Annotated in this window: 15 protein-coding genes and 1 riboswitch; of the genes, 9 read left to right on the top strand and 6 right to left on the bottom strand. The window is 47.7% G+C overall.

Features of this window, described 5'->3' with window-relative positions; all coding sequences use genetic code 11:
* The first annotated feature begins 128 nt into the window (after positions 1-128).
* From tamA to DD616_RS05415, 3 genes are read left to right on the top strand one after another with little or no spacing between them, the layout of a single operon-like run.
* A complete protein-coding gene (tamA, locus tag DD616_RS05425) occupies positions 129-1841 on the top strand; it encodes an autotransporter assembly complex protein TamA (RefSeq protein ID WP_019282532.1) in 1713 nt (570 codons plus the stop codon).
* Positions 1838-5635, top strand: coding sequence for an autotransporter assembly complex protein TamB (tamB, locus tag DD616_RS05420; protein ID WP_208872040.1), 3798 nt, complete (start codon positions 1838-1840; stop codon positions 5633-5635). The genes tamA and tamB overlap by 4 nt, the downstream gene beginning before the upstream one ends.
* Positions 5636-5645: 10 nt before the next feature.
* Positions 5646-5993: a gamma-glutamylcyclotransferase family protein gene (locus DD616_RS05415; RefSeq protein ID WP_208872039.1), complete on the top strand. Its 348-nt coding sequence runs from the start codon at positions 5646-5648 to the stop codon at positions 5991-5993.
* A 233-nt stretch (positions 5994-6226) separates the two neighbouring features.
* On the opposite strand, the gene ppa is transcribed toward DD616_RS05415, so the two are convergent.
* Positions 6227-6754, bottom strand: coding sequence for an inorganic diphosphatase (gene ppa / locus DD616_RS05410; protein WP_010318803.1), 528 nt, complete (start codon positions 6752-6754; stop codon positions 6227-6229).
* Between the two features lie 177 nt (positions 6755-6931).
* Positions 6932-7942, bottom strand: a complete 1011-nt coding sequence (gene fbp, locus DD616_RS05405) for a class 1 fructose-bisphosphatase (protein ID WP_013855958.1) — start codon at positions 7940-7942, stop codon at positions 6932-6934.
* Between the two features lie 272 nt (positions 7943-8214).
* Here fbp and mpl point away from each other — a divergent pair, with 272 nt between their 5' ends.
* The 5 genes from mpl (at position 8215) to thiQ (ending at position 13747) form a co-directional block, all read left to right on the top strand.
* Positions 8215-9573, top strand: a complete 1359-nt coding sequence (gene mpl / locus DD616_RS05400; protein ID WP_208872038.1) for a UDP-N-acetylmuramate:L-alanyl-gamma-D-glutamyl-meso-diaminopimelate ligase — start codon at positions 8215-8217, stop codon at positions 9571-9573.
* A gap of 29 nt (positions 9574-9602) precedes the next feature.
* A complete protein-coding gene (locus DD616_RS05395) occupies positions 9603-10232 on the top strand; it encodes a flavin prenyltransferase UbiX (RefSeq protein WP_013855960.1) in 630 nt (209 codons plus the stop codon).
* 29 nt (positions 10233-10261) lie between these two features.
* Positions 10262-10381: riboswitch (TPP riboswitch) on the top strand.
* A 66-nt stretch (positions 10382-10447) separates the two neighbouring features.
* Positions 10448-11440 carry a thiamine ABC transporter substrate binding subunit gene (thiB, locus tag DD616_RS05390; RefSeq protein WP_208872037.1) on the top strand — a complete coding sequence of 331 codons (993 nt, stop codon included), beginning with the start codon at positions 10448-10450 and terminating at the stop codon, positions 11438-11440.
* Positions 11441-11453: 13 nt separating this feature from the next.
* The gene (gene thiP, locus DD616_RS05385) at positions 11454-13049 is read left to right on the top strand and encodes a thiamine/thiamine pyrophosphate ABC transporter permease ThiP (protein WP_208872036.1); all 1596 of its coding nucleotides are present in this window, start codon (positions 11454-11456) and stop codon (positions 13047-13049) included.
* Positions 13043-13747: a thiamine ABC transporter ATP-binding protein gene (gene thiQ / locus DD616_RS05380; RefSeq protein WP_013855963.1), complete on the top strand. Its 705-nt coding sequence runs from the start codon at positions 13043-13045 to the stop codon at positions 13745-13747. Before thiP ends, thiQ begins: the two co-directional genes overlap by 7 nt.
* Positions 13748-13802: 55 nt before the next feature.
* Here the strand turns inward: thiQ and yjgA are convergent, their stop codons facing one another.
* Positions 13803-14330 carry a ribosome biogenesis factor YjgA gene (yjgA, locus tag DD616_RS05375; RefSeq protein ID WP_010318810.1) on the bottom strand — a complete coding sequence of 176 codons (528 nt, stop codon included), beginning with the start codon at positions 14328-14330 and terminating at the stop codon, positions 13803-13805.
* 108 nt (positions 14331-14438) lie between these two features.
* Here yjgA and pmbA point away from each other — a divergent pair, with 108 nt between their 5' ends.
* A complete protein-coding gene (pmbA, locus tag DD616_RS05370; protein ID WP_081245151.1) occupies positions 14439-15782 on the top strand; it encodes a metalloprotease PmbA in 1344 nt (447 codons plus the stop codon).
* Positions 15783-15879: 97 nt separating this feature from the next.
* Here pmbA and mgtE read toward each other — a convergent pair whose 3' ends face one another.
* From mgtE to rapZ, 3 genes are all read right to left on the bottom strand, one after another.
* Positions 15880-17235 carry a magnesium transporter gene (gene mgtE, locus DD616_RS05365; RefSeq protein ID WP_017047031.1) on the bottom strand — a complete coding sequence of 452 codons (1356 nt, stop codon included), beginning with the start codon at positions 17233-17235 and terminating at the stop codon, positions 15880-15882.
* Between the two features lie 151 nt (positions 17236-17386).
* Entirely contained in the window at positions 17387-17665 is a 279-nt protein-coding gene (locus tag DD616_RS05360; RefSeq protein ID WP_013855967.1) for an HPr family phosphocarrier protein, read from the bottom strand.
* A 10-nt stretch (positions 17666-17675) separates the two neighbouring features.
* The gene (gene rapZ / locus DD616_RS05355) at positions 17676-18533 is read right to left on the bottom strand and encodes an RNase adapter RapZ (protein ID WP_010318814.1); all 858 of its coding nucleotides are present in this window, start codon (positions 18531-18533) and stop codon (positions 17676-17678) included.
* Between the last annotated feature and the right edge of the window lie 3 nt (positions 18534-18536).

Raw genomic sequence — 18536 nt, 5'->3', positions numbered from 1 at the left:
TGTTGTTGAGCCACTGTTTCACATTCAGCCCGAATAATTGACTGATTTCATACAGACGGAGCTTGCTATTGGCGGTATGATTTCCATCCATTAACGATCTGTTTACTCAACTGTTCCTTTAATTAAGCATGAGACGAAAATCATTACCAGTTCTATTCACGATGCTACTTATTTCCACTTCGGCGTATGCCAAGGTGGCGTTAACCATTAATGGTTTAGAGGGTGAATTAGAAAACAACGTTGAAGCCTATTTATCGTCGATTCCAGAGAGCGACTATTCAACGCATCTTCGTTTTCAATCTCGTTTAGAGAAAAGCATGACGGAAGCGCTTGTCGCGCTGGGTTACTACCATCCTCAATTTGAGTTTGTGGTGGTGAGCGATGAGCAAGAGCTGATGGTCAATATCAATCCTGGACCGCTAACAACCATTAAAGAGATGGATGTGGTGATTAGCGGGGAAGCTGAATCTGATGCTGATTTTGCCAATCTCATTAACCGCAATGCCCTTAAAGTGGGCGCGGCGGTTAATCATGGCCAGTACGATGCTTTGAAATCGGGTATCCGTAACTTAGCGTTGCAAAAAGGTTATTTTAACGGGAATTTTGAATTAAGCCGTTTGGAAGTTGCGCCAGAGTTGAATGAAGCTTTCGTACGCCTTCATTTTAACAGTGGTATTCGTTACCATTTTGGTCCCTCGCTCATTACTGGCAGCCAAATTGAAGATCAGCGAGTTCGCTCACTTCAGCCCTATAAAACCAATGATCCTTACCTTGTTTCCAAGGTAGGGGAATATAACCAAAACTTATCCAATACCGATTGGTTTTCCTCTGTTTTTGTTGAACCTGATCTCAGTCAACTGGAGAACGGTCGCGAACTGCCGATGAAGGTTTCCCTTGCACCGCAAGCTCGAAATCAGCTTGAAACCGGTTTAGGTTACTCAACGGATGTGGGAGTGCGTGGTTCATTCAAGTGGAAGAAACCTTGGGTTAACAGCCTCGGCCACAGTTTTGATAGCAGCTTCTCCCTCTCTGCCCCAGAGCAGACCATTACCGCTGGCTACAAAATACCGCTAGAAGATGTGCGGCGTGAATATTATCGAATTCAGTATGGAATGAAGAATGTCGATAACCGTGATACGAAGAGTTTGGAGTCTAACTTATCGTTTGAACGCCACTGGCTGCGTGATGGTGGTTGGCATCGAACCCTATTCGTTCGTTATTTGATAGAAAACTACGAACAAGGTTTGCAAAGCGATGTCGGCCAGTTTGTATTACCGGGAGCGACCTATTCTCGTACGCGTGTTCGTGGTGGTTCAATGCCGATGTGGGGCGATAAACAGAGCATCACACTTGAGTATGGCGATCCAAATTTCGTCTCTGAAACGCGTGTGGTGCGGTTGTTGGCGGGCACGGCTTGGATACGCAGCGCTGGGCAAAACCATCGTGGTTTATTGCGTTTAGACGGCGGCGCAAACTTCAGTGAAGAGTTTGACAAACTCTCGCCTTCTCTGCGCTTCTTTGCTGGTGGCGATAACAATTTACGAGGGTATAGCTATCAATCTATCTCACCTAAAGATGCCAGTGGCGCACTGACTGGGGCCAAATACATCGCCACCAGTTCGTTGGAGTATCAATATCGTTTGGTTGGAAATTGGTGGGGTGCACTGTTTGTCGATTACGGCGATGCCTTTAATAACTCGCCGGATTGGAAAACTGGTGTGGGAGCCGGGATTCGCTGGGCTTCTCCGGTTGGACCGATCCGCTTAGATTTTGCATGGGGGCTTGACGCCAATCCCGGCGATGAATTTCAGCTGCATTTCACCTTGGGGCCTGAACTATGACCAAAGTGATGTTGAAGATAACCAAATGGGCATCGGCGATTTTATTCACCTTGTTGGGCGCGGTATTTATTGCACTCGCAGCCTTGTTGTTTACCAACACAGGGCTTAACGGTCTGCTGTGGGGAGCGCAAAAAGCGCTGCCACAACTGCAGGTTGCCAGCGCTCAAGGTGCAATTTTTCCACGTTTCACGCTCAACCAAGTCACCTTTTCCGATGAAGCATTAAAGATCGATCTCGATGTGCAGCGCGTGACATTAGCCATAAGTGCTAGCTGCTTATTGGAGCCTTCAATTTGCTTAAATGAACTTGCGATCAGTGGATTAAGGCTGGCACTGCCAGAGCTTCCCCCTTCGACGCAAGGTGAGCCTTCGTCTGCCTCTGATCCCATTACGTCAATCTCTACACCGGTGCCAATTAAGGTTGGCCGTGTGGAGCTCAATGATATTCAGCTGGATATTTTGGGTAATACGCTGGCATGGAAGCAATTTTCTACTCATGCCTCATTTCAAGGTAATCGCTTACGGATTGGCAAAACCAGTTGGAGCGATATTCAACTGAAGCTTGCGACCAATGAAGATGTCGATTCAGCCTCAAGCGCACAATCCAAATCCACTCAATCCACAACCGTATCATCGACTGTGGCACCTACGGTGAAAACGCCCATCACCTTGCCAGAAGTGATCATTCCGCTGCAATTGGAAGTGGAGCGTTTTGATATCAATCAGTTTACTCTTCAGCAAGCTGAGCCTTTGGTTGTCAAGCATCTTGGTTTGGTCGCCAATGCTTATCAGAGCAGTGTTTCATTAAAATCACTTGAGCTTGAGCTGCCACAATTGATTGCCAACCTAAAAGCTGATGCGCAGTTGAAGGGAGACTATCCGCTCAATCTCTCTTTAAAAAGCACGCTCAAAATGGCCGAAGCTCAGGGGCAAACACTGGCACTAGAGGCTTCGGGTAGCTTGGGTGATTTAACGCTCAACGCGAAACTGGGCGGGCTTGCGCAAGCAAACTTAAATGCGCAATTGGCGCTACTGCAACCTGAGATCCCGTTTGATATTTCGTTGGATGATGTTCAAGCACAGTGGCCATTGATTGGGCAAGGAGACTATTTTGTTCGCGTGCCGAGTTTAAAAACTCAAGGCTCACTCGACGGATATAGCGTGGCGCTCAATGGCCAACTGCAAGGTAAAGATCTGCCCGATGTGACGCTGGATGTTGCTGGTAAAGGCACTTTACAGCAAATCAACTTAGATTCTTTGCTCATCGATACCTTAGGGGGGCAAATTGCTGGCCAAGTGATGGCCAACTGGCAAGCCCCAATTCACTGGCAAGCGGCGCTGAATTTAGAACAGATTCAGCCGGGATTACAGTGGCCGCAAGCCGAAGGCGTGATCAGCGGTAAGCTCGAAACTACGGGTGAGCTGACCGAGCAGGGCGGTTGGAACGTTGCGCTGCCTATTTTGGATATTGAGGGTGTGTTGCGTGGCTACCCACTGAATATTGAAGGTCAATTAAACGCATCAGATATGACAGGGAAAGGCGCTTTTACTGTGTCGACCAGCGGCTTAACGTTAGCCCATGGACCCAACCAGATTACGGCCAAAGGTGAGCTGGATAAAGAGTGGCGTATGGGCTTATCGGTTGATTTTGCGGATCTGGTGAAAAGTGTTCCTGATTTGCACGGCAAAGTGATTGGCGATATTTATCTGCGTGGTGATTTACAGCAGCCACAAATCAAGCTGCGCCTCAATGCAAATGATCTTGCTTGGCAGCAACAAGCGACTTTAAAGCAGGTGACTTTAACTGGTGATGTTACGCCACTTCCTGTGCCACAAGCCGAAGTGAAATTGCAGGCGAGCCAGTTGAGCTACCAGCAGCAGTTAGTTGATAGTGTGGACTTGCGTTTTTCAGGCACGCAGGCGCAGCATCAACTGAGCTTAGACGTCATTTCAAATCTGATTTCAACCAGCTTGGCGATCAGCGGATCTTTTGAAGATAAGCCGACGATGCAGTGGCAAGGTGCGCTGGAACGAGTACAACTGTCCACAGAACAAGGGCCGTGGCTATTAAACCAAGCGACACCTGTTGCGGTTAATATCGAGAAACAACAAGCCACGATTGCCGCGCATTGTTGGCAGCAAGAGGGAGCATCGCTCTGCTTAGATAAAGACGCGACTGTGGGGCAAAGTGGTGCGGCCGAGCTCTCTCTCAATCATTTTGATTTTCAGCAAATCGCAATGTTTTTACCGCAAGAGACTCAACTTAAAGGCCAAGCCGATGTCAGTCTCACAGCTCAATGGGCGCCCAATACTGCGCCTCAAGCGAAAGTGTCACTCAGCTTAAGCCAAGGTGCAGTCACGCAGCACATCGACCAAGCCATTACTTTAGGTTGGGATAGCGTCACTATTGAAAGTACGCTTGAACAGAACAAGCTGTTTGCTCGTTGGCTAGTGGATGTGACCGATAATGGCGATCTGTCGGGGCAAATCACCATTGCGGATCTAATGGCAAAAGAAAAAATGATGGATGGCGCATTAACGCTTTCCACTTTTAATATTGATTTTCTACAGCCGCTGCTTGGGGATTATAGCCAAGCGAAATCGAAGATTAGCAGTCAACTTGCCTTCAGTGGGCCGATGTTGCACCCGAAAGTGATAGGCAGCGTGGTGGTGGATGACATTGTCGTCAAAGGCGATATTTCGCCGCTGGATGTTACCTCGGGCCGAGTGGCGATGGACTTTAATGGTTACCAAGCCTTGCTCAATGCTGCGATTCAAACTGCGGATGGCGAGTTGAGTATCAAGGGGGATGCCGACTGGCAGAAAATAGAGCAGTGGCGTGCCAACCTGCGCGTGTTGGCCGATGAGCTATTGGTGGATCTGCCGCCTATCGTCAAGATTAAAGTTATCCCAGACATGAGCATCACACTAGAACCTCAACTGGCCACTGTGACAGGAAATATTAACCTGCCTTGGGGACGTATCGTGGTAGAAGAGTTGCCTCCGAGCGCGATTGGTGTCTCCAAAGATCAAGTGATATTGGACGCTGCTTTACAGCCTGTGAGCGAGCAAAGCGCCATGCCATTTAACGTTGAAACGAATGTAAACATCTCGATTGGTGATGATTTCCGGCTCAGTGCCTTTGGTTTGCAAGGCGGCTTGATTGGCCGCCTCAATGTGGCGCAAAAGGATAAAGGTCCTTTTATTACTGGAGAAGTAAATATCCAAAATGGTTCGTATCGATCCTTTGGACAAGATTTGCTGATCCAAGAAGGCAAAATTTTAATGAATGGACCGGTTGATCAACCTTATGTTTCGATTAAAGCGGTGCGCAACCCGGATAACACACAAGATGGCGTGATTGCAGGGGTAAAAGTGACCGGCTCTGCCGATGAACCCACAGTCTCCATTTTTTCAGAACCCGCGATGCCACAAGCCAATGCACTTTCTTACCTACTTCGTGGTCAGAATATTGATGGCGAGGCGGGTGGCAATGCGATGACCACTGCACTGATTGGTTTGAGCTTGGCACAAAGCGGTAAGGTGGTGGGCGAAATTGGTCAAGCCTTCGGTGTGCAAGATCTGCAATTGGATACGGCCGGTTCCGGTGATGATTCACAAGTGACGGTAAGCGGCTATATTTTACCGGGGCTACAAGTGAAATATGGTGTTGGTATTTTCAGCTCGGTGGGCGAATTTACCGTGCGTTACCGCTTGATGAGGGATTTGTACGTTGAAGCGGTATCCGGTTTAGATAGCGCGGTGGATCTTTTGTATCAGTTTGAATTTAACTAGGGACAGTCATATGCAACATCTGGTTTTTGTCTACGGCACATTACGCCGTGGTGAAAGTAATGCGCATCTGCTTGAGACAAGCGAAATGTTAGGATCGTTCTACACGCCAGCTGACTATGCGCTGTATGATCTAGGTCCATATCCTGGCTTGGCTCAGGGACAGCAATCGATAGTCGGTGAGGTATATCGAGTGGATGAGCCGACACTAGCAAAACTCGATCTTTTAGAAGATATTCCCATCGAATATCGCCGTGAAACGATCGAAACCCCATTTGGCCGTGCGTGGATTTATCTCTATCAAGATCACAGCCGTCTTACTGCTGTGATTGATTCTGGAGACTGGTGCCAACGGGTGTAACGAACGGCGTTGAAAATGGAAATAAAAAGCCACACAGCGTATTAGCAGGATGTGGCTTTTTATTTATAACGACACTTATCCCCTTCCTACTTGAAGCTGCAGCGGTGTTGGCTACGTTCGTTCACCCCAATCACATAGTTTGCCTATGCTCATGGGGACTCACTCACTTGCCGCCTACCTGCAACTCCAAGTTGTTTGGGTATATAACTATCGTGACTGTTTAATGATGGTGACTACTTTTGAGCACGTTCAAATGAAGTCAGGATTTCAGCTCGCGCGGCAGCGGCATCTTCCCATCCATCGACTTTGACCCATTTGCCCGCTTCAAGCTCTTTATAGCGTTCAAAGAACTGTGTAATTTGCGCCTTCAGTAGTGCTGGCAGGTCATTTACGTCTTGAATGTGGTCGTACTCTTTGGTGAGCTTGGAGTGAGGAACCGCCACCACTTTGGCATCTTCACCAGACTCATCGGTCATCTTCAATACGCCAACTGGGCGGCAGCGAATCACCGAGCCTGGCATGAGCGGATAAGGGGTGGGCACCAACACATCGACAGGATCGCCATCGAGCGATAAGGTGTGATTCACATAACCGTAGTTGCATGGGTAGAACATAGGTGAAGACATGAAACGGTCCACAAATACCGCGCCAGATTCTTTGTCGACTTCGTATTTGATTGGGTCGGCGTTGGCTGGAATTTCAATCACCACGTAAATATCATCAGGCAGTGATTTTCCTGCCGGAACGTTGTTTAAGCTCATTTAGCATTTCCTTTTTCGTCGCTGGACTTGAATTGTTTTGGGTTGATTAACAGAACGTAAACGCTTGTGTTGCAACTTTAGCGGTAAATAGGAAACGGTGTAAACCGTAAAAAGAGAGTCTTGCCTCATATTTATCGATAAAAAAAGCGCCTAGAGTTAGGCGCTCATTGAGCTGATTTAATCGCGATTGAGTTCCAAGAACTCTTCCAATTTATGGACCATATTTTTTGAACCGCAGAAGAATGGCACACGTTGATGCAGTTCTGTCGGCTTAATATCCAACACGCGATTGACACCGTCAGAAGCAATACCGCCTGCTTGTTCAATCAAAAACGCCATAGGATTGCATTCATACAATAGACGCAGCTTGCCGTTTGGATGGCTTTGCGTGCTTGGGTATAGATAGATCCCACCTTTGAGCAGGTTACGGTGAAAATCCGCCACTAGCGAACCAATGTAACGTGAGGTGTAAGGGCGATTATCTTCAGGCACATTCTCTTGGCAGTATTTAATGTATTTTTTGACGCCAGTTGGGAAGCGGATGTAGTTACCTTCATTGATGGAGTAAATTTTACCATCATCGAAGGTCATCATATTGGGGTGTGAAAGATAGAAGGTGCCGAGTGACGGATCATAAGTAAAGCCATTCACGCCGTTGCCAGTGGTATACACCAACATGGTTGAAGAGCCGTAAATAACATAACCAGCCGCAACCTGTTTATTACCGGGTTGTAAGAAGTCTTCTTGTGTTGGTGGCGTGCCGACTGGCGATACGCGGCGATAAATAGAAAAAATCGTGCCGACAGAGACATTGACATCGATGTTGGATGAGCCGTCCAGCGGGTCCATCAACACCACGTATTTTGCATTTTTGTTGAGCTCTTTGCTGAACGCAACCGCTTCATCTTCTTCTTCACTGGCGACACCACACACTTGATCGCGCGCTTCAAGCGCCGCTTTAAATTTTTCGTTGGCGTACACATCGAGTTTTTGTTGTTCTTCGCCTTGAATATTATCCGTACCAACTGCACCGGTAATATCAGCAAGGCCTGCTTTGTTGATTTCTCTATTAACAATTTTTGCCGCAAGACGAATAGAGGACAACAGAGATGAAAGATCACCGCTTGCGTGGGGGAAGTCATGTTGTTTCTCAACAATAAACTCGCCAAGAGTGCGAATCTCAGACATGTTATTTCCTTAACATAGCTATATAGGGGGGAGTGATTGTTTCACAACGCATCCTCTTGTTGGGATGTCGGCCGAAACGAGTGACCCATTTGATAACGTTTGGGTAACACTGCGATTTTAGGGCTTAGATCTTTTTAATGGTAATGAAGTAACAGATTGAGATCTCAATTTGTTTGTCGACTTTTTAGAAGTTGCAAACATGCTCGCTTTTCTTAAATGGATGGTGATAATGGAGACAATCACTCACAACGCCATGTGCGAGGCTAGGATTTATGCATATTCACATTCTTGGGATTTGCGGTACGTTTATGGGCGGTGTTGCCGTTTTAGCGCGGCAATTAGGTCATAAAGTTACCGGCAGCGACGCCAACGTTTACCCACCGATGAGTACGTTATTGGAGTCTCAAGGTATCGAGATTATCGAAGGCTTTGACCCTGCTCAATTAGAGCCCAAGCCTGATTTGGTGGTGATTGGCAACGCCATGAGTCGCGGCAATCCGTGTGTTGAATATGTGCTGAACCACAACTTGCGTTACACCTCTGGCCCGCAATGGTTGCAAGAGTTCCTGTTGCATGACCGCTGGGTCCTTGCGGTGGCTGGTACACACGGTAAAACCACCACGTCGAGCATGTTGGCGTGGATCTTAGAAGATTGCGGTTACCAACCGGGCTTTTTGGTGGGAGGCGTACTTGGCAACTTTGGTATTTCTGCGCGTTTGGGCGAAAGCATGTTTTTTGTGGTTGAAGCCGATGAATATGACAGCGCTTTTTTCGATAAGCGTTCTAAGTTTGTCCATTATCACCCACGCACTTTAGTGTTGAACAACTTAGAGTTTGATCATGCAGACATTTTTGACGATCTTGAAGCGATTAAGCGCCAATTTCATCATCTAGTGCGTACTGTGCCGGGCAATGGCCGTATTTTTGCTCCGCAAAAAGAGCGCGCATTAGCAGATGTTCTCGCACGTGGCTGCTGGAGCGAAACCGAGTTTACCGGTGAGCAAGCGCAGTGGAAAGCTGAAAAAATCACGCGTGATGGTTCGCAATTTGATGTGTTCTTTGGCAATGAACGCGTGGGGCGCGTAACTTGGGATTTGGTTGGCGATCATAATGTCGATAACGCCTTAATGGCGATTGGCGCGGCGCGTCACGTGGGGGTCACTCCAGATTTAGCCTGTCAAGCTTTGGGCAAATTTATCAATACCAAACGTCGTTTAGAGCTTAAAGGCGAAGTGAACGGTATTACGTTGTATGACGATTTTGCTCATCATCCAACGGCCATTGAACTTACTTTGGGTGGTTTACGTAACAAGGTAGGCGATCAGAAAATTATCGCGGTTTTAGAGCCTCGTTCGGCTACGATGAAGTTGGGCGTACATAAGCAAACTTTAGCGGCGTCATTACAGCAAGCCGATTCAGTTTATCTCTATCAGCCTAACAATCTTGCTTGGTCGGTGCAGGATGTAGCTGATCAATGCTCACAACCAGCGCAAGTGAATGATGATATTGATGCTTTCGTCGCGCAAATTGCGCAGGAAGCCCAGCCGGGCGATCACATCTTGGTGATGAGCAATGGTGGCTTTGAAGGTATTCATAACAAGCTCCTACTTGCATTAAATCAAGCCATGTAATGCCAGCGACACAAACGAAATAGAGAGTTATGACAACACAACAGAAAGCCATCACTTTAGCCTTTACTGGCGCTTCAGGTGCTCCTTACGGACTTCGTCTGTTGGAGTGTTTATTGGCTGCAGATTACCGAGTGTATCTGCTGATCTCTTCGGCCGCGCGCGTTGTGCTTGCAACCGAGCACGGTTTGAAGTTGCCCAGTGGGACTGAGGCAGCCAAAGCAGCGTTGGTGGAACATTTACACTGCGATGCCTCACAGCTTGTCGTGTGCGGCAAAGAAGAGTGGTTCTCACCAGTGGCTTCGGGCTCTGCTGCGCCAAAACAGATGGTGGTGTGCCCATGTTCGGCAGGTAGCGTTGCGGCGATTGCCCATGGCATGTCCGATAATTTGATCGAACGTGCTGCCGATGTAGTGATGAAAGAGCGTGGCCAACTGGTGTTAGTGGTGCGCGAAACTCCGTTTTCCACCTTACATTTAGAAAACATGCTCAAGTTGTCGCAAATGGGCGTCACCATTATGCCCGCTGCCCCCGGTTTTTATCATCAGCCGCAGTCAATTGAAGACTTGGTCGATTTTATGGTGGCGCGTATTTTGGACCATTTAGGCGTTGAACAAGGGCTTGTGCCACGTTGGGGATATGACTCACGCCCAACGGTGTAGCTTATTGCGTTAATTCCAATTACAATCCACCTCACTCAACGGGGAGCAAATCATTCATCTCAATGAATGCTGCTGAGATCAAGCGTGAGCTTGGGACCCGTAAACCTGAACCAGATAATGCTGGCGTAGGAATTGGGTTAGGATCTCAGAATAGGAATAATGGAATATTCTCATCCTCCTCAAACCTGTGCCGCTCAACCAAGGAGAGCGACCAGTTGAACACCACTCTTAATACCATTGCACTTGCCACCATCACCTCTTTTTCAGCGCATGCCGCTGACAATATCCTTACCGTTTATACCTATGACTCGTTCGCATCAGAATGGGGCCCGGGACCGGCGATTGAAAAAGCATTCGAAGCACAATGCGCTTGCGATCTTCAGTTTGTGGCACTCGATGATGGGGTATCGATCCTAAACCGTTTGCGTCTTGAAGGTAATAACAGTAAAGCAGACATCGTACTCGGTTTAGATAACAACTTAATGGCCGAGGCCAAACAGACTGGCTTATTGGCAGATCATAATGTCGAGACGGGCCAAGTCACGCTACCTGGTGGTTGGAGTGATGAAACATTTGTTCCTTATGATTACGGCTATTTTGCCTTTGTTTACAATAAAGAGAAATTAGCAAACCCACCGAAAAGCTTAAAAGAGTTGGTAGAAAAGCGCGATGATCTTAAAGTTATTTATCAAGATCCACGCACTTCAACACCCGGTCAAGGCTTACTGCTGTGGATGAAATCTGTCTATGGTGAGAAAGCCAATTTGGCATGGCAACAGCTCGCCAATAAGACTGTGACAGTCACCAAAGGTTGGTCAGAAGCCTATGCGATGTTTCTTAAGGGTGAGTCCGATCTGGTTCTCTCTTACACCACCTCTCCAGCCTATCATTTAATTGCGGAAAATGACGCCAAGTACGCGGCTGCTGATTTTGCCGAAGGTCACTACATACAAGTGGAAGTGGCTGCGAAAGTAAAACACAGTGGTAACGGCAAATTGGCCGATGAGTTCATGCACTTTATTTTAAGTGATCAATTTCAGTCGGTGATGCCAACCGGAAACTGGATGTATCCTGTGACGTCTGTCGCGCTACCGAAAGGTTTTGAAACGCTGGCTGTGCCACCAAAGGCGCTCACCTTTAGCGCACAAGAGGTGTCTGAGATGCGTAAAGCGTGGATCCGTGAGTGGCAAACCGCCTTAACGTTTTAAGGTTCGATAAAGTTTGAATGCTATTCCTAAAATAGGCATTGGGGTCGCGATGCTTGTCGCGACCCTTGTCATCAGTGCGTTGGCGGCGTTGCTGTTACAAGCACCCAGCTTAAATGTGATGCACGTATGGCAAGACCCGTATTATCGCCATGTTACTCAATTTAGTTTTTACCAAGCCAGCTTGTCGATGCTGCTCAGTGTTGGTTTCGCGGTTCCTGTTGCTCACGCACTTTACCGTCGTCGATTTTGCGGACGTGCACTGCTGATCAAATTGTTTGCAACGACCTTAGTGCTTCCGGTGCTGGTGGGCGTATTTGGTTTGTTGGCCATTTATGGTAATAGCGGTCTGCTCGCCTCGCTGCTCGCGTGGTTTGATAGCAAACTGCCGTTTTCCATTTACGGATTAAACGGTATTTTACTGGCGCATCTGTTTTTTAATCTCCCGTATGCCAGCCGTTTATTGCTGCAAGCGTTAGAGTCGATCCCGGCTGAACAACATAAGTTATGCGCGCATCTTGGCATGAGTCATTGGCACAAATTTCGTTGGGTTGAATGGCCGCGTTTGCGTCAGCAGCTTCCTCATGTCTGTGGTTTGGTGTTCATGCTCTGTTTTACCAGTTTTGCCACTGTGATGGCACTTGGCGGCGGACCTAAATCAACCACGATTGAGCTGGCGATTTATCAGGCGATCAAATTTGATTTTGATTTACAAGCTGGCGCGCTGCTTGCGCTGTGGCAGATGCTGTTATGCGGGCTGCTGTCTCTATCCATTTCACGTCTAGCGAAGCCATTAGCCATCACCACAGGGCGTCAAGCGAGTGATTATGTGGTTAGTCGAGACAATCGAAAAGCACAATGCTGGGACGGCGCATGGATCTTCCTTGCGTTGCTGTTAGTACTTCCGCCGCTGGTGATGGTCATCTTGAGTGGTTTAAATTCGCAGCTTTTTCACGTCTTGAGTGATGAGCAATTCTGGCGTGCGCTTTGGGCTTCACTGCAAGTGGCATTATTGGCAAGCGTGGTTGCTGTTTCGGCTGGGGTTGCCATACTGATCACGACTCGCGCTTGGCGCCTGCAGCAGCACAACCGTAAGGCGGACCAATTAGAGTTGATTGGCGCGATTATTTTGGTCACGCCAGGGCTTGTTATCAGCACCGGGCTTTTTCTGTTACTGCGTATCTGGACCGATGCATTTAGCCTAGCGTATTGGGTGGTTTTTTTCGTCAATGGCTTAATGGCATTGCCGTATGTGTTGAAAACATTGGCGCAACCTATGCTGCATATCTCGCAGCAATATCAATGGTTATGTGCCAGCCTTGGCATTAAAGGGTGGCAGCGTTTGCAAGTGATTGAGCTGCGTGCGTTGCGCAAACCCTTGGCGCATGCCTTTGCGATCAGCTTTTTGCTCTCAATGGGGGATTTAAGTGCGATTGCTCTATTTGGTAGCCAAGAGTTTAGAACCTTACCGCTTTACCTGTTCCAACTGCTGGGCAGTTACCAAATGCAAGCGGCGGCGGTGGTTTCCCTTACGCTGTTGCTACTCAGTGTGGGTTGTTTTGCCCTCATTGAGTGGTTATTTCACTCACATTCAAAGGTAAAGCAATGTTAGAACTCAAGGCCGTACATTATGAGTATCAACAGGAGTGGTTTGAATTTTCGCTCTCTGTACCGCGAGGGGCGATTCTTTCTTTGATGGGGCCAAGTGGCGCGGGCAAGTCGACTTTACTGAGCTTAGTTGCGGGCTTTATTGCACCGAAAAGCGGCGATATCCAAGTGCAAGGGCAATCCTTACTTGGGCAGGAGCCACACTTGCGTCCTTTTTCGATGCTGTTTCAAGAGCACAATCTTTTTGCCCATCTCACTGTGCGTGAAAATATTAGCCTTGGGTTACATCCAGGGCTGAAATTAACCACTTCGCAAAAGGCGTTAGTTGAGTGCGCCGCGCAGCAAGTGGGTTTGGCAGCGCTACTTGATCGCTTGCCTGAGCAGCTCTCAGGGGGGCAGCGTCAACGAGTTGCTCTGGCGCGCTGTTTTGTACAACCACATCCTATCTGGCTGCTGGATGAGCCCTTTTCCGCCTTGGATCCGCTACTCAGAGAAGAGATGCTGCTTTTGGTTAAGCAGTTAGCCGCAGAAAGAGAGATCACTGTTGTGATGGTGACGCACCATATTAGTGATGCCAAAGCGATTGCGAGCCATTTTGCGTTTATGGCTCAAGGACATGTGTTAGTGAGTGATCGCATTGAGGCACTTTCCGCGCAACACGCAGACGCGCAGCTCAGTGATTTTGTGCGTGCAGGGGAATAAAAAAAACCTCACACGTTTAGGTGAGGTTTTTGCGTCTAATCAGCACTATGACAGGTTAAACTGACTTATCGTTATGCTCCCTGAGCACTTGGAAAATCTCTCGTGATGCTCTTGGTGGTTTGCTGTTGGCTTTCTCTTTATTTGCTTGACGCGCTAATTGGCGCAGACGTTGACGATCCATCTCTGGATAGAGTGCCATCGCATCTTCAATCGCGCTGTCACCTTTCTCCACAATACGATCACGCATCTGTTCGAGCTTATGCAGCATGGCGGTATTTTGTGAATGCTTATTGCGCAGTTTATCTAATGCCGCTTGAATCGGTTCGGCATCGATGGTACGCATCATTTTACCAATGTATTGCAGTTGGCGGCGTCTGGCTTCCATGCTAAAACGCTGAGCATCTTTGATGGCATCCATCAAATCTTCAGACATCGGAATTTTTGCTAACTGAGACGGCTTCAGAGCAACCAGCTCTTCACCCAGTTTTTGTAGCTCAGTCATGTCGTTTTTCATTTCGGTTTTGCTAACCCAAATGATCTCCTCTTCTTCTTCCCAAGGAGCTTTTTGATTCTTACGCGCCATTTTCTTCATCTATTGAGTTATGTATGTCAGCTATTTTAGCAAGAATCGTGGGGAGAAAGCGAAATTCTTGTTATCCTAATGACATTGTTTGCTAATAATTGATGAGATATGGACGTAAAACAACAAGTTGCTCAGCAGCGCATCGAACTTGAAGCGGCGGTTGCTAAGGCATTAGAGATGGCTGCGCTCAGTTCTGATGCTGCCGAAGTGGCGATCACCAAAAGTACCGGCCTGAGTGTTTCGACGCGAATGTGTGAAGTTGAAAACGTAGAATTTAACAGTGATGGGGCATTAGGCATCACTGTGTATCGTGGGCAACGTAAAGGCAGTGCGTCGACGTCAGATCTCAGTGAAAAAGCAATTGCGCAGACGGTCGCTGCAGCGCTTGATATTGCGCTTTACACTTCTGAAGATCCTTATGCAGGCCCTGCACCTCAAGAGCTAATGGTGCGAAATATTCCTGATTTAGATCTCTTCCATCCCGATGAACCTAACCCGGATATGGCCGCTAAAATTGCCATTGCTGCAGAAGAGAAAGCGTTAGCTTACAGCAACAAGATCAAACAAAGTGATGGCGCAAGTTATGACAGCCATTACGGTGTGAAAGTGTATGGTAATAGCCATGGTTTGCTCGCGAGTTATGCCTCTAGCCGTCATAGTATTAGCTGCTGCGTGATTGGTGAGGGTAAAAATGGTGAGATGGAGCGTGATTATAGCTATACCGTTGCACGTCACCGCGACGATTTATGGTCGCCAGAGCTGGTCGGGCAACAAGCTGCAGAAAAAACCATCAGCCGTTTAGATGCAAAAAAACTGAAGACGGGCAAAGTTCCGGTGATGTTTGCCGCAGATGTAGCGACAGGTTTGATTGGCCATTTGGTGATGGCGATCAGTGGTGGCAGCTTGTATCGTAAATCTTCCTTTTTACTTGATAAGTTAGGCGAGAAAATTTTACCCGATTGGTTCAATATTGCCGAAAAACCCCATGTATTACGTGCGTTGGCATCAAGCCCATTTGATAGTGAAGGGGTATTTACTCAAGACCGCCAAATCATTACTGATGGCGTGCTCTCGACTTATCTTCTGAGCAGCTATGCCGCTCGTAAAATGAAGATGACTCCAACTGGTCACGCGGGTGGCATCCATAACTGGTATGTTCAATCCACAGGGCAAAATTTTGAGCAGATGCTCAAAGCGTTGGGTACAGGTTTGTTAGTCACTGAAGTGATGGGTCAAGGTGTAAATGCAGTGACAGGTGATTATTCGCGTGGCGCCGCTGGTTTCTGGGTTGAAAACGGTGTGATTCAATACCCTGTATCTGAGATTACTATCGCGGGTAATTTGAAAGATATGTTCCAGCAAATGGTGGCGGTAGGGAGTGATGTCGAAACACGCTCGCAAATCCAAACTGGGTCTATTTTACTTGAATCGATGAAAATTGCGGGCGAATAATCGCTTAAGCTGAATATGAAAAAGCTTGGTATAACAACCAAGCTTTTTTTATGGGTGGTCTGGGTATGTATCACTATAGGGTTACATCAAAATATGGCTACATCAAAATGGTCGCCAAGCCGAGAAAGACAGAAAGCCCAACCACATCGGTGACGGTTGTTAACGCCATTCCGCCAGCAAGAGCCGGGTCGATTTTCATTTTTTTCAGTAAAATTGGGATGGTGACGCCGGCGATCCCGGCAATGAGTAGGTTGGCCATCATTGCTGCGGAAATGATGCCGCCAAGCATCCAATTGCCTTTCCATGCCACCACAATGCCGCCAATGATGGTGGCCCACATGATGCCATTTAAAAAACCGATCGCCGCTTCTTTGAATAGCAATTCACGTTGGTTACTGTCACCGATATGTCCCAATGCTAAACCACGAATGACCAAGGCCACGGTTTGGTTACCTGCGACACCACCCATTGAGGGCACTATGGTCATTAGCACGGCAATGGCGGCCATTTGATCCAGTGTCTCTTCAAACATGTTGGAAACAGAGGCAGCGGCGAGGGCGGCCAAAACATTTGCCCCAAGCCAGATAGTCCGTTTACGTGCGGATTTGACTACCGGAGCAAAGGTATCTTCGTCATCGTTCATACCAGCCATGCTCATCATTGAGTGTTCGGCATCTTCACGAATGATGTCAACGACGTCATCAATGGTGATCCGACCGACCAAGTGCTGGTTTTCATCCACCACAGGCGCGGACACCCAGTTGCGACGTTCAAATAGGCTGGCAACATCTGAGTCGCTGGTGGTGACCAAAATCGCCTCATCGGCATCATCCATGACTTCACTTACTGGAATATCCGGTTGCGTGGTCAGTAAGGTGGTGAGTGAGAGATGCCCAATCAGCTTACTTTCATCGTCAATCACGTAAAGTGCATCGGTTGCTTCGGGCAGATCGCCGCGCATGCGTAAATAGCGTAAAACCACGTCAATATCAACGTCACCACGAATGGTGATCACGTCGGTATTCATGATCCCGCCGGCTGTTTCCTCTGAATAGGAGAGTGCGGTTTCAACGCGCTGGCGATCAGCGCTGTCCATCTGCGAAAGCACTTCGCGTGACACGTCATCTGGCAAGCTACGCAGTACATAGGCCACGTCATCGGTGTCCATGCCTTCGGTCGCTTCTGCCAGTTTTTCGGGTGCCATTTTGGAAACTAGGGCATCTTTGACGTCTTCGTTGAGCTCATCAAGGATTTCACCGTAGTCTTCTGGGTCGGTGAGTTGCCATAACACCTCCCGGCTTTTACGTGGAGAGGCTTCTAAGAGGTGAGCAATATCTTCTGGCTCCATGTCCTGCAATTGGCGACGGACATGGACAAAACGACCATTTTCTAAAGCTTCGCTGACTTCTTGGAGGGTTAGGTGAGCTTGATCAAATTCAATTTGCTCGGCCATGGTTTCCCCCTACTTAGGATTCTTACAATGTGTTGAATAGTAACTTAATTCTAGGCCTTATTTAATAAGTTCTTATTAAGCACTGAATTTATTTTGACTATCAGGGGCGCGCATGCGCTGTCTGTGGGAGAGTGGAGTGTAAGCCTTGTGCTTACTCGTCTTCATCGAATTTATGTTCAATCAGCGAACTAACCGCTTGCAAAGCAGGCTCTGCTTGTGAGCCTTCAGCATTGATGGTGATGTATTGACCTTGTGCGGATTCGAGCATCAATAAACCCATTACACTATCTGCAGTGGCTTCTTTTCCTTCTTCACTTTGAATGGTGACCACCGCATCAAAAGATTGCGACAGTTCAACCAGCTTAACGGCTGCACGAGCATGAAGGCCCAAGCGATTTTGGATTAAAACCGTTTTACTTAATAGTGGCATACCATCGCTCCTATTGCTGTTTTTCTAATGATGTATGGCGTATCTGTACTTGGTGACCCAATTGAGCAAAGTACTCGCCAAGCTGTTGAGTCAGGTAAACGGAGCGGTGCTTACCACCGGTGCAACCAATCGCAATTGTGAGATAACTGCGGTTGTTTTTTTCGAGCATCGGCAGCCAGTATTCAACAAACTTTTGAATTTGTTGTTTAAGTTCAATTACTTCACTATGGCGTTCAAGAAACGACTTAATTGGCGCATCCAGGCCAGTTAATGGGCGAAGATCGGGTTCCCAGTGTGGGTTGGGTAAAAAACGCACATCAAACACGTAGTCTGCATCGCTGGGTAGTCCATATTTGAAGCCAAAAGACTGAAAGACCATCACCAGATCTTTGCGCTCACGTCCTTCAATTCGCATGCGTACAGTTTCGCTCAACTCATGCAACGATTGATTACTGCTATCGAGCACTAAATCGGCTTGCTCTTTGAGCGGTGCAAGCAGCGACTTTTCCAATTCAATCGCTTGCGCAAGTGAAGGTTTATCGGCGTTTAATGAGAGAGGATGGATACGACGCGTTTCGCTGTAGCGCTTGAGTAGTGTCTCTTTACTGGCATCGAGAAACAGCACACTAACGTCGTTATTCTGTTTTAGCTGCTCTAAAACATCCGCAACCAAACTAGGCTCTTGGGGCAAGTTACGGATATCAATACTCACCGCGACATTTTGTTTGCTGCCTTGGACTGATTGAATAAACGCATCCAACAAGTTGACGGGAAGGTTATCGACACAATAGTAGCCGAGATCCTCCAGTACTCGTAAAGCAACGCTTTTCCCTGCGCCTGATTGACCACTCACAACGATTAAACGCATAGT

The organism is Vibrio anguillarum (assembly GCF_003390515.1).
GTDB classification, from domain to species: domain Bacteria; phylum Pseudomonadota; class Gammaproteobacteria; order Enterobacterales; family Vibrionaceae; genus Vibrio; species Vibrio anguillarum.
The sequence above is the reverse complement of the archived record's forward strand: the minus strand, read 5'-3'. Positions and strand labels throughout refer to the sequence as shown.